At 62.5% G+C, this 11,255-nt stretch carries 9 protein-coding genes; 7 read left to right on the plus strand and 2 right to left on the minus strand.

All coding sequences use genetic code 11. The annotated features are described in order from the left end of the window. Positions 1–7: 7 nt before the first annotated feature. The 3 genes from E8A46_RS14350 to E8A46_RS14360 all read left to right on the plus strand — a co-directional run bounded on the left by E8A46_RS14350 (position 8) and on the right by E8A46_RS14360 (position 3,680). Positions 8–1,093, plus strand: coding sequence for a malate/lactate/ureidoglycolate dehydrogenase (locus tag E8A46_RS14350; RefSeq protein ID WP_291561690.1), 1,086 nt, complete (start codon positions 8–10; stop codon positions 1,091–1,093). Between the two features lie 98 nt (positions 1,094–1,191). Continuing rightward, on the plus strand, positions 1,192–1,968 hold the full coding sequence (locus E8A46_RS14355) for an aldolase/citrate lyase family protein (RefSeq protein WP_291561692.1): 777 nt from the start codon (positions 1,192–1,194) through the stop codon (positions 1,966–1,968). Between the two features lie 188 nt (positions 1,969–2,156). Then, positions 2,157–3,680 carry an altronate dehydratase family protein gene (locus E8A46_RS14360; protein ID WP_291561694.1) on the plus strand — a complete coding sequence of 508 codons (1,524 nt, stop codon included), beginning with the start codon at positions 2,157–2,159 and terminating at the stop codon, positions 3,678–3,680. A gap of 201 nt (positions 3,681–3,881) precedes the next feature. On the opposite strand, the gene E8A46_RS14365 is transcribed toward E8A46_RS14360, so the two are convergent. After that, complete coding sequence (locus tag E8A46_RS14365) at positions 3,882–5,483, minus strand: L,D-transpeptidase (protein WP_291561696.1); 1,602 nt, start codon at positions 5,481–5,483, stop codon at positions 3,882–3,884. A 486-nt stretch (positions 5,484–5,969) separates the two neighbouring features. Between E8A46_RS14365 and E8A46_RS14370 the strand changes: the two genes are divergently transcribed. Together E8A46_RS14370 and E8A46_RS14375 are read left to right on the plus strand one after the other, a co-directional pair. Continuing rightward, the gene (locus E8A46_RS14370) at positions 5,970–6,365 is read left to right on the plus strand and encodes a nuclear transport factor 2 family protein (RefSeq protein WP_291561698.1); all 396 of its coding nucleotides are present in this window, start codon (positions 5,970–5,972) and stop codon (positions 6,363–6,365) included. Between the two features lie 355 nt (positions 6,366–6,720). Beyond that, the gene (locus E8A46_RS14375) at positions 6,721–6,999 is read left to right on the plus strand and encodes a hypothetical protein (protein ID WP_291561701.1); all 279 of its coding nucleotides are present in this window, start codon (positions 6,721–6,723) and stop codon (positions 6,997–6,999) included. A gap of 524 nt (positions 7,000–7,523) precedes the next feature. Here E8A46_RS14375 and E8A46_RS14380 read toward each other — a convergent pair. Continuing rightward, complete coding sequence (locus E8A46_RS14380) at positions 7,524–8,432, minus strand: LysR family transcriptional regulator (protein ID WP_291561703.1); 909 nt, start codon at positions 8,430–8,432, stop codon at positions 7,524–7,526. 81 nt (positions 8,433–8,513) lie between these two features. Between E8A46_RS14380 and E8A46_RS14385 the strand changes: the two genes are divergently transcribed. Together E8A46_RS14385 and E8A46_RS14390 are read left to right on the plus strand one after the other, a co-directional pair. Then, on the plus strand, positions 8,514–9,692 hold the full coding sequence (locus E8A46_RS14385) for a YbfB/YjiJ family MFS transporter (protein WP_291561705.1): 1,179 nt from the start codon (positions 8,514–8,516) through the stop codon (positions 9,690–9,692). Positions 9,693–9,782: 90 nt separating this feature from the next. Further along, on the plus strand, positions 9,783–10,787 hold the full coding sequence (locus E8A46_RS14390) for a nitronate monooxygenase (protein ID WP_291561708.1): 1,005 nt from the start codon (positions 9,783–9,785) through the stop codon (positions 10,785–10,787). The last annotated feature ends 468 nt before the right edge of the window (positions 10,788–11,255 follow it).

An 11,255-nucleotide genomic window follows, 5' to 3' on the forward strand; every position in this document is an offset into this window, starting at 1 on the left:
CTGGTCCATGGTCACCATCCAGGTTCAACATCTGATCAACTTCGTGACGGACGTTTTCAGCCACGCCGATTCCTCGCCGGAGGAAGCCCGCCGCATCGCGACGTATCTCACGACCGCGAATCTGACCGGCCATGACAGCCATGGCGTGATCCGGGTGCCGGTCTATATCCGGTGGAAGAAGATGGGTTCCGTGGTGCCCAACCAGACCGCCGAGCTGGTGGTCGATACGCCCTCGCTGGCGGTGGTCGATGGCAAGTTCGGTTACGGGCAGACGGTTGCGCCGCAGGCCGTCAGGATCGGCATCGAAAAATGCAAGGCATCGGGCCTTGCCGCCGTGGCGCTGCGCAATGCCGGCCATATCGGCCGCGTCGGCGACTGGGCCGAAATGGCGGCGGCCGAGGGCCTGGTATCGATCCATTTCGTCAATGCGGCCGGCTCAGTGCTGGTCGCGCCTTATGGCGGCGTCGAACGTCGGCTCTCGACCGCGCCCTACTGTGTCGGCATTCCCCGCCAGGGACAGGGGCCGGTGGTGCTGGATTTTGCCACCTCGATCGTTGCCGAAGGCAAGGTGCTGGTCGCAAGCCGCGGCGGCAAGAAATTGCCGAAAGGTTCGCTGATCGATCTCGACGGCCATTTGAGCGAGGATCCGGCGGTGTTGTATGGACCGTACCAAGCGAATGGGCCGCGCGACCACAGCCAGGGCAAGGGCGCGATCCGCGCGTTCGGCGAACACAAGGGCTCAGGCCTGGCGCTGATCTGCGAGCTGCTCGGCGGCGCCTTGACCGGCACCGGCGCGACCGGGCCGAACCGGCGCTTCGCCAACGGCATGTTTGCGATCTATGTCGATCCCAGGGTGGTCGATCCCGCCAATTTCTTCGACGGCGAGATTTCGCGCTACGTCAGCTACTTCAAGGACACCAAGCCGGCCGCCGGCGTCGACGCCGTGCTGATCCCGGGCGAGCCTGAGGCCAGGATGCGGCTCGATCGCACCAGCAATGGCGTGCCGTTGCCGGACGATACCTGGGCTGCAATCGTGAACACCGCGCGCGACGTCGGCGTGAGCGAGATAAGCATCCAAAGCGCCGTGGAGTGATCTGATCGTCAGCAAAGCAATCCAGCACTGCGAAAAAACCGGATTGCTTCGTGGCTGCGCTGCTCGCAATGACGGGACCAATTGCAAAGGGAAAAACAATGGCGAACAAAGTCAAGGAAATATGGGCATCGGGCAAGGTGGTGGTGAACGGCTGGCTTGCGATTCCTTCCGGGTTTTCGGCCGAGGTGATGGCGCAATGCGGCTTCGACAGCGTCACCGTCGATATCCAGCACGGCGTGCAGGATTATCAATCGATGGTGCAATGCTTTCAGGCGATGAACGGCCATCCGGTGACGCCGATGGTGCGGGTTCCCTGGAATGAGCCTGGCATCATCGGCAAGGTGCTCGATGGCGGCGCCTATGGCGTCATCTGTCCGATGGTCAACACCAAGCAGGAAGCCGAAAATCTCGTGGCCTACAGCAAATACCCGCCGCGCGGCACGCGTTCGAACGGCCCGATCCGTTCCGGAATGTATGGCTCGGCCGGCACCTATCAGCAGACCGCCAACGAGGAGATCGTGTTGCTGCCGATGATGGAAACCAAGACCGCGATCGAGAACATGGAATCGATCCTCGATGTCGAAGGCATCAACGGCGTCTATATCGGGCCCTCCGATCTCGGCTTCTCCTATGGCCTGGTGCCGAAGCTCGACCGCGAAGAGCCGGAGATCATGAAGATCTACGAGAAGATCGTGAAGGAGTGCGGCAAGCGCGGCCTCTATCCCGGCATCCACTGCTCAGGTGCGGTCGGCGCGACCAAGGCGATCAACATGGGATTCAAGCTCGTGACCCTGTTCAACGACAGCGGGTTGCTCGCGACCTACGCCAGGATGCAGATCGCGCAGACCCGCAAGGATTCCAACGGCAAGGCGTAGAGCCAGCGTGTCCCGGACGCGGTGCAGCGTGCTCCCGGCGATGCGAAGCATCGTCCGGTCGCGCTGCTCCGCAGAGCCGGGACCCCCGACTGGTGAGCGGTAGACGTGGCCCCCGGATCAGCAGCGCACCGCTTCCGCGCTACGCAGCGTCCGGGGCACGATACCTCGGAACAACAGGAGACATCCCCATGACCCCAGCACCCGTCATTCGACTGCATCCCGATGATGGCGTGCTGATCGCGCGCGCGAGCCTGCCGCCCGGCATGGTCGTCGCCGATGGCGTGACCACGGTCGAACGCATTCCCGCCGGCCACAAGGTGGCGATCCGCCCCGTTGCGGTCGGCGAGCCGATCCGCCGTTACGGCCAGATCATCGGCTTTGCGACCGCGCCGATTGCGCCGGGCCAGCATGTCCATACCCAGAATTGCGGCATGGGCGATTTCGCCAAGGACTACGCGTATGGCGTCGACGTCAAGCCGGTGCCGAACTTCGACCTGCCGGCGACCTTCGACGGAATCCGCCGTCCCGACGGCCGGGTGGCGACCCGCAACTATATCGGCATCCTCACTTCAGTGAATTGCAGCGCGCATGTCGCGGGGCTGATCGCGGATATCTTCAAGAAGAACCCGTTCACGCATGACAATCCGCTGGCCGATTTCCCCAACGTCGATGGCGTGGTCGCGCTTACCCACAAGACCGGCTGCGGCATGACCTCGAGCGAGCCGCTGACGATCCTGCGCCGGACGCTCGGCGGCTACGCGCGGCATGTGAATTTCTCCGCCGTGGTCGTGCTGGGCCTCGGCTGCGAGGTCAACCAGATCGGCGGTTTGATGCAGGAGCAGAAGCTCGCCGGCCGCCTGCGCGAGCTGGAGATTCAGGAACTCGGCGGCACCCGCAAGACCGTCGAGGCCGGCGTCGCCTTTGTGCGCGAGGCGCTCGCCGACGCCAACAAGGTGACGCGCGAGAAGGTCGCCGCGAGCGAGTTGACGGTGGCGCTGCAATGCGGCGGCTCCGATGGCTATTCCGGTGTCTCCGCCAACCCGGCGCTGGGAGCGGCGAGCGATCTTCTGGTGCGGCATGGCGGCACCGTGATTCTGTCGGAGACGCCGGAGACCTATGGAGCCGAACATTTGCTGACCCGCCGCGCCGTCAGCCGCGAGGTCGGCGAAAAACTGGTGGCGCTGATGCGCTGGTGGGAAGAGTACACCGCGCGCGAGGGCGCCGAGATGAACGCCAATCCGAGCCCCGGCAACAAGGCCGGCGGCCTCACCACGATCCTGGAAAAATCGCTCGGCGCGATGGCAAAGGCCGGCAGCACCAATCTCGTCGACGTCCTGAACTATGCCGAGGCCGTCACCAAGAAGGGTTTTGTCTTCATGGACACGCCCGGTTACGACCCGGTCGCGGCCACCGGCCAGGTGGCCGGCGGCGCCAACCTCGTCTGCTTCACGACGGGGCGCGGCAGCGTGTTTGGCTGCAAGCCCGCGCCCTCGATCAAGCTGGCGACCAACACGCCCATGTACAAGCGCATGGAAGACGACATGGACGTCAATTGCGGCACCATCCTCGACGGCGAGGAAACCGTGCAGCAATGCGGCCAGCGGATTTTCGACCTGATCCTCAAGACCGCTTCGGGTCAGCCGACCAAGAGCGAAAGCTTTGACTTCGGCGGCGCCGAATTCGCGCCCTGGGTGCTTGGCGCGACGATGTAGGTCGACGAGACCGCCAATCCCGTCATTGCGAGCGCAGCGAAGCAATCCACAGCCACACGAAAGGTGGATTGCTTCGTCGCTTACGCTCCTCGCAATGACGATGGTTCCATGGGCCGGGTTTGGAGGCGACTTGTCCGCCTTAGCGCGTAGCAACCATTAAAAGCTAGGCGGTTTTTTCAGTTCGCGGCGTGCCACGTCTTATCACCAGCCCTGTTGCACCTGAGGATAGTACTGGCCGCCGCCGGGCCGACGCGTAGTGCCAGGTTGGCCAGGTTGGCCAGGTTGGCCAGGTTGGGCATCCAAATTACGCTGGGAAACATTCCTGGGTTGGGAATCCGGATTGCGCTGGAAAAAGAAGCCGAAGCCGTTGTCGCCCCAGTCGTTCTGGTTCGCAACGGCGACATTGGCCGTAGGCTGGCGCGTCACAAAGCCGCCCTGGGGCTGGTTGTTCAGCACCGCGACGAACTCGGTGCGATAGTTGGTCTCGCGGCTCAGCGGCTCGTCCGAGACGATGATCGAGGATCGCGGCACTGCGGTCGGCGCGATGCGATCGAGCACATCCTGCGGGATGGTGATGCGGTCGAGCGCGTCCTTGGCGTCGTCGGAGTTGTCGATCGTGACCGCGGTCCAGCGCAGGCCGGCGTCGTTGCGCGCCATCGCCGTGAACACATGCGTGCCGATCGGCTTGTCGGGATTGCGGATCATGACCGGAACCTCGATGGTCGCATCGAACACCTCGCCCCCGTCTGCCCACGCCTTATGCGTGTTGCGCCGTACGTAAAGCTTCTGCGTCGCGCGGCTGATGTAGACCGAGACCGGCTCGAGCGCGAGCTTTGCCTCGCTCGCCGCTTTGGCGGTGTCGGCCTTCCTCGTCACGGCCGCCTTGGCGGCATCCTTTGCGGCGGCGGCTGCGTCGCGCTTCGATTTCGCGTCGGCCTTGGCGGCGTCGAACTGCGTTGCCAGGTCCGCGGCCCTGGCGGCGGCCTTTTGCTCGAGGTCCTCGGCCCGCGCCTTGGCCTCGTCCGTCCTGGCGGCGGCGAGCGCCTTGTCGGCGTAGGCGAGCTCGGCGACGGCGCGGGTCTTGAGCCATTCCAGCTTGCGCAGCGAGGCCGTCAGCGATGCGGTCTCGCGCGCCGCCGTCGCGGCGGCTTTCTTCGCCTCGTCGACCGTCCTGGCGGCCTCCGCGGCCTCAAGGGCGAGCGTCTCGGCCCGCGCCGGAGCAGCCGCAAGGGCTGGCGCGTTCGGCACGAACAGCGCTGGGTGGGAAAACTCGACCGGGGCCGCGTCGTTCGGCGCGATGATCACCCGCATCCCGATCCGCGTCTTGTCGAACAGCTTCTCCGCAAAGCCGTAGGGCATCCGCACGCAGCCGTGCGAGGCGGCATAGCCGGGCAACGGCCCGCCGTGCAGCGCGATGCCGTTCCAGGTGATGCGCTGCATGTTCGGCATCCAGGCATCGTCATAGAGGCTCGAGTGGTGGTCCGGGTCCTTCTCGAGGACGGCGAATACGCCGGCCGGCGTCTCCCGTCCCGTGGTGCCGGTCGACACCGGCGCGCGGAAGATCCAGCCGTCGGCATCATAGAAAGTGACCTGTTGGGTCTTGGTCGACACAATCGCCATGATCGGCTCGCCCGCATCGCGCGGCGCCGTCGCCTCGGTGGGCGGCGCGGGGCGCGCCTGTCTCGCCGCGGCGCCGGCGCTCAGCGCCGTCAGTGCGGCCATCGCCGCGAGCGTCACAACGGCGGGAGGCCCCCAACGCCGCATCGCCCCGGTGGATTGCGCCGTCGCAAATCGATTTACCATGCCATGCCCCGGTTGAAATGCCTGTCCGCGCGCGTGTCGATCAAGCGTCAGATTGCGGCTTTTTGATTAACTAACCGTCGCCACCATCCACGCCGTCAATTCGCCCCCCGAGACTATCGGCACGTTCCGTTGGCAAATCCCTCATATACGACAGCCCGAGCAGGAGGAAGGGTGGCTCGCGGCTGAAATTGGCACATCGCGTCATTTCGCTGCCCTGCGGAATTTTTCGCTATCGGGGAATAGCGGACGTAGGTCCGGAGGCGACTTGTCCGCCGTAGCTCGAAGAGCTGGGTTGAGCCCTTTGCGACACCCATCGCTGCCATAGACGAAAATAGATGGGTATCGCGGAGTTTGTCATCGGGCGCGCATTCGCGCGACCCGTTGGCTCCACCCATCCTACGCGCTGGCCGGCGAAATCCGTACATTGTCGGGGGCCCCCGCCAGGCATAGCCTCACACCAACGGCAAGCGCAGGTGGGAGATTGAGATGGATGATCGAACCGTGCGGGTGGCGCTGGAGCGCCATTGGGATGCTTCGGACGCGAGCGATTTCAAGGTCGAACATGAAATCTACCACGAGGATGCTGTGCTTGATTATCCGCAATCGGGCGAGCGGATCCGCGGCCGGCACAACATTCAAGAGAGCCGATTGGTCCAGCCAAACAAGAAGCGCTTTACGGTCCGGCGAATGATCGGCAGCGGCGATCTCTGGGTCACTGAATTCGTCCTATCCTATGACGGCATACCGTCTTACGCGGTGAGCATCATGGAATTCCGCGAAGGACTGGTCGCCAGCGAAACGCAATATTTCACCGATCGGTTTGACCCCGCACCCTCGCGTGCGCATCTTGTCGAGCGAATGGGGAAAGCACGTAGCTCGTAGGATGGTCGAGCCCTTTGCGAAACCCATCGCTTTCATCGACGAAAATAGATCGGTATCGCGGAGTTTATCATCGGGCGCGCATTCGCGCGACCCGTTGGCTCCACCCATCCTACGCGCTAGCGATGCAGCAGTCGCGAACATTGCGCGGGCCCCGAGCGCAAGGGCTGAACTCCCCTTGTTTCTCATTCCGGGGAAACAAGCGCGAAAACTGCCAATTGCCGCCAAACAGCCCCGATTAGTTCCCGATTGTGGAACCGGCCATCAGCCCATCTTGAATATGGCTGACTGGAACGAACCATCTCATTCGGCCAACGTTGAATTCCACAACCCACGCTGAACGACATTGGAGAACGACATGAAGAAGACTTTGGTTATTGCGGCAACTGCCATGCTGATCGGATCATCGGGCTTCAGCTTCGCCGGTTCATCTGGCACCAAGGGCGCGTCGGACACTGCACCAGGCACCCAGATGAACAATTCGACTTCACCGAACTCGCGGGGCGCTTCCGAGCTCTCGCCGGGCGACAAAATGAAGGACTCGTCGACGACAGGAACGACAGGCATGTCTAAAGGGGCGTCGGAATCCACTCCCGGCGACAAAATGAACGACGCTCGCAAGACCGGAAAGAAGTAAGATATTGGTCTGCCGCTAACTGCGACGAAAGCCCCGGGTGCAAATCCGGGGCTTTTTGCTTCCATCCCGTCGAACGGCGCTTCGGGCCGGCGCCGATTGTGCCCTGATTGGCAAGCTCGCGGACGACAAGACGAAGCGAGAATCGTCGTCAGGCTGGCCGGGCGTTACGGCGCCATAAAAATGGAACTCAATGGAACTCAACGGAACTTGGAACATTCTCTCCTCGCGCATAACGCGATTTTGAGGAGGAAACATGAAACGACTTTTGTTGATCGGATTCGCCGCCTGCACTCTTGCGCTCGCTCCAATCCTGTCTGCGTCGGCAATGCCGGCCGCAAACCTTAATGCACCGGCCGATACCGACAGCTCAATCATTCAAGTAAGGGGTGGCCACGGCCACGGCCATCCAGCCTGGGGCCATCACGGTGGCCGAGGTCATCATTATGGGTGGGGCCGAGGTCATCATCACGGTAGGTGAACATCGCCGCCATCGTTGGTGAATATTCTGGCACAGGCCGCTTTCGTCATTGCGTAGGCGGCCTGCGCGGCGTGAGCGCAAGTTTCGGCTTTTTTCCCTTCGACCACGAGGCGATAAGCGTTCGCATCGCCAGCACCGGTGGCGAAATCTCGCCATGTCGCCAGACAAGTGGCGTCGTGATGTCGGCCTGCGCCTTTGGAATCGCATGTCTAAGCACATGTGCGTCCGGCATCGTGTCCAGCACCGACTCAGGCACCAGCGCGATGCCGGTGCCGGAAGCCACGCATGCGACGATGGCATGGTAAGAACCGAGCTCCAGCACCCGCAGCGTCGCGAGACTGTCTCGCCCGAGCCAACGTTGCAACACGCGGCGGTACGCGCAACCTTCCGGAAACGCGATGAGCGAAGCGCCTTCCACGTCACGCGCGCGCCTGATCGGTGCATGGTCGGAGCTGGAAATGACGATCAGTCGCTCGGTAAAGACCGGAATGTGTTCCAAGGCGCGCGCCGCCGGCGCTTCCGCGATGAAGGCGGCATCCAGACGGCGGTCGGCTACTTTGTTCATGAGGTCATCGTTGGTACCCGTTGTCAGTTCCAGACGTACCTCCGGGTAACGGCGATGAAAGTCCGCGAGGATGCGCGGTAGCCGACTCGCGGCCGTGCTTTCCAGCGCGCCCAGCTTCAGCACGCCTTGTGGCATCCCGCCAGAGACGACAGCGCGTGCTTCATCCGAGAGTTGGATGAGTCTCTCGGCATAAGCCAACAACAACTCGCCAGTAGGCGAGAGATGAAGACGCTGCCGGTCGCGGTGGAACAGCGTCACGCCCAGCGAAGCTTCGAGTTGCTTGACCCGCGTTGTGACGCTCGACGGCACCCGATGCAACTTGCGCGCGGCTTTGATGATGCCGCCTTCATCGACGACGCATTTGAAAACTTGAAGATCGACAAAGTCCATCGAATCTATTCCATTTTTGAGAATGATATGTTCTCAACTATTCGATATCATAGAATACCAGGTGCGCCCTAATCTAGCGCCATGAATAGGAGAATTTCTGAACCTTCCGCAATTGTTGCCGCAACGGTAGGTTTGCTGGCGCTAGCCAGCGCCATGGGAATCGGCCGTTTTTCACTGACGCCGATCCTGCCACTGATGCAGCAGGACATGGGGCTGACGTTGGCGCAGGGAGGCTGGCTCGCCACTGCCAATTATCTGGGGTACCTGGCCGGCGCGCTGATCTGCATGGCCTCCACACCTCGACCGGTACGCGCAATCCGTTGGGGCCTGATTTGCGTCGCCGTCCTTACTGTGGCCATGGGACTTAGCCATTCGCCACTGCTTTGGCTTGGGTTTCGATTTTCCGCGGGTGTAGCCAGCGCCTTCGTGCTGGTTGGGGTCTCGGCTTGGGCGATGCCGATCCTCGCACGGTGCAACAAGGGGCAATGGTCCGGATTTGTCTTTGCCGGAGTCGGCATCGGCATCGTCTTTGCCGGTCTCGTGGGCCTCGCTGCGGGGCTCGACGACTGGGGTTCGCGCTCGACGTGGATCATCATGGGCGTCGTTGCCGCTGTGCTCGCATTTTTCCTTTGGTGGCCGCTGGCCACGAACCTGGTTCCCGCGGACGCGGCGGCGTCAAGAATGAACGGGGTGCCGCGCCGAGCTTTTGTTGCCGCCGCCTGCTACGGCCTGTTTGGCTACGGCTATATTATTCCGGCGACCTTCCTTCCCGCGTTGGCTCGCGGATATATCGACAATCCGGCGGTGTTCGGCTGGGTGTGGCCGGTGTTCGGCGCTGCCGCCGCATTTTCCACACTTGCCGCCGCACAGGTCGGTCATCGCCTGGCGCCGTGGCGTTTGTGGACGGGAGCCCAGTGGGTGCTCGCGGTCGGCGTACTGGCACCCGTGTTCTCACTCAACGTAGTAACCTTGTTGACCGCCGCGGTCTGCGTGGGCGGCACCTTCATGGTCATTACCATGGCCGGCATCAAGGAAGTGTTGCGTGTCGCTGGCCCACAGGCGTCGCAAGGTATCGGCATGATGACCGCTGCTTTCGCCGCCGGCCAGATTGCAGGCCCTTTGACAGTGAGTTTGTTAGCCGGATCGAGCAGCGCGTTCAGGGTGGCCAGCATCATCGCTGCACTGGCGCTGGTCGTCAGTAACTGCGTGCTTTCAGCTGATAACGCGCGCTGCCGCCAAGGAGCGATAAGCGATGCCTAGTCCCTCCACCTTCCGTTCCCTGCTGGATGCCGTTGACCGCTACTTCGATCTGATGTTCGACAGCGATGTATCGCGCTTCGGAGGGCCTCAATGATTACGGCAGGTTGTGAGCGGCTAGGGATCGAAGTTCCGATAGTTCAAGCTCCCATGGGCGGCGCGGTCGGCCCCGCTCTTGCGGCGGCAGTCAGCAATGCCGGCGGTTTAGGTACGCTTGCGTTATGGGCGGCGGATATACCGACATTGCGCCGGCAGGTTCGCGAAACTCGCGCTCTCACGGCCAAACCGTTCGCCGTCAATCTGGTCTTGGAATTTCCGCAAGAGGAGCGGCTCGAGGCCTGTTTGCAGGAGGGCGTGCCGGTTATCTCCTTTTTTTGGCGCGAGCCTTCGGCCCTTGTTGCCCGCGCGAAGTCTGGCGGCGCAATCGTGCTTCACACGGTCAGCACGGCCACAGAAGCGCGCCACGCAGTGGAGTGTGGCGTTGACGTCGTTATCGCACAAGGATGGGAAGCCGGCGGCCATGTGCGTGGAAGAGTGGCAACGATGCCGCTCATTCCCGCCGTGGTCGATGCTGTCGGGCCAGTTCCAGTTATAGCGGCGGGGGGTATCGCCGATGGTCGTGGGCTTGCTGCAGCCTTGGCGCTCGGCGCCTCGGGGGCCTGGATCGGGACCCGCTTTCTTGCAAGCAACGAGGCGACCATTCATCCGCACTATCGCGAGCGAATTTTGCAGGCAACAGAAAACGATACAGTTTATCTCGAAGAACTGTTCGATATCGGCTGGCCCAAGGCGCCTCATCGCGTACTGCGCAATAGTACGGTCGCTGCCTGGGAAGCCGCCGGACGCCCGACGACGGGCCAGCGGCCTGGCGAGGGCGATGTCGTGGCTACCTCGAAATCTCGCGGGCCAATCCTGCGCTATCGATCCTATACGCCCGCAGCCGACGCTGAGGGCGATATCGATGCCTTGTCGCTCTGGGCGGGGCAGAGTGCTGCCCTTGTTCACAAGATACAGCCTGCGGCGGAGATCGTGCGAGAAATCGATAGCGAAGCTGAAACGATCTTGCTTCGACTCGCTCAACGGCGGCTTGGTAGTTAATCGATGGGATCATTTCCGTTCATGGCACATCGCGTCATTTCGCTGCCCTTGCGGACCTCTGTGATTTGCCCGACGGGCTGTCCGGCGATTTTCGTGTCCAGTCCCTTCGTGAAAAATATTCCGCTTTCCCCGTCGGGCAAATCATCTTTACCAATTTGCCCCGTCCCGCCTCACAGAGGGGCGCTCGCGATCGTCACGGACGCGGGGCGGGATGCGGTGGACGCAAGTGGCGCTTCTGACGAGGGCGCTTTGCTTGCGGACGTTGAAGTCGTGTGGTCCTGATGCCCCGACGCTGGCATCAAGTTGGTGGAGGCAACTCCGTCAATGACGGTGGCAAGAAAGCCCGGTCACCGGGGAGAGCGCGAAGGAAACCGTTAAAACCATTGCGTGCGGGAATGCCGGGCGATTCCGGTGAACTCGCTGTGAATACTCGTGTGCATCTACCACTACCATGCGCACACGAGGCTG

Origin of the sequence: Bradyrhizobium sp. (assembly GCF_004799445.1) — a bacterium.
Classification (GTDB): Bacteria; Pseudomonadota; Alphaproteobacteria; order Rhizobiales; family Xanthobacteraceae; genus Bradyrhizobium.

Excerpts from the sequence above, each read along its gene's own strand:
- E8A46_RS14360 (WP_291561694.1), top strand. The coding sequence starts at position 2,157 with ATGACCCCAGCACCCGTCATTCGACTGCATCCCGATGATGGCGTGCTG.
- E8A46_RS14375 (WP_291561701.1), top strand. The coding sequence starts at position 6,721 with ATGAAGAAGACTTTGGTTATTGCGGCAACTGCCATGCTGATCGGATCA.
- E8A46_RS14365 (WP_291561696.1), bottom strand. The coding sequence starts at position 5,483 with ATGGTAAATCGATTTGCGACGGCGCAATCCACCGGGGCGATGCGGCGT.
- E8A46_RS14390 (WP_291561708.1), top strand. The coding sequence starts at position 9,783 with ATGATTACGGCAGGTTGTGAGCGGCTAGGGATCGAAGTTCCGATAGTT.
- E8A46_RS14350 (WP_291561690.1), top strand. The coding sequence starts at position 8 with ATGGTCACCATCCAGGTTCAACATCTGATCAACTTCGTGACGGACGTT.
- E8A46_RS14385 (WP_291561705.1), top strand. The coding sequence starts at position 8,514 with ATGAATAGGAGAATTTCTGAACCTTCCGCAATTGTTGCCGCAACGGTA.
- E8A46_RS14370 (WP_291561698.1), top strand. The coding sequence starts at position 5,970 with ATGGATGATCGAACCGTGCGGGTGGCGCTGGAGCGCCATTGGGATGCT.
- E8A46_RS14380 (WP_291561703.1), bottom strand. The coding sequence starts at position 8,432 with ATGGACTTTGTCGATCTTCAAGTTTTCAAATGCGTCGTCGATGAAGGC.
- E8A46_RS14355 (WP_291561692.1), top strand. The coding sequence starts at position 1,192 with ATGGCGAACAAAGTCAAGGAAATATGGGCATCGGGCAAGGTGGTGGTG.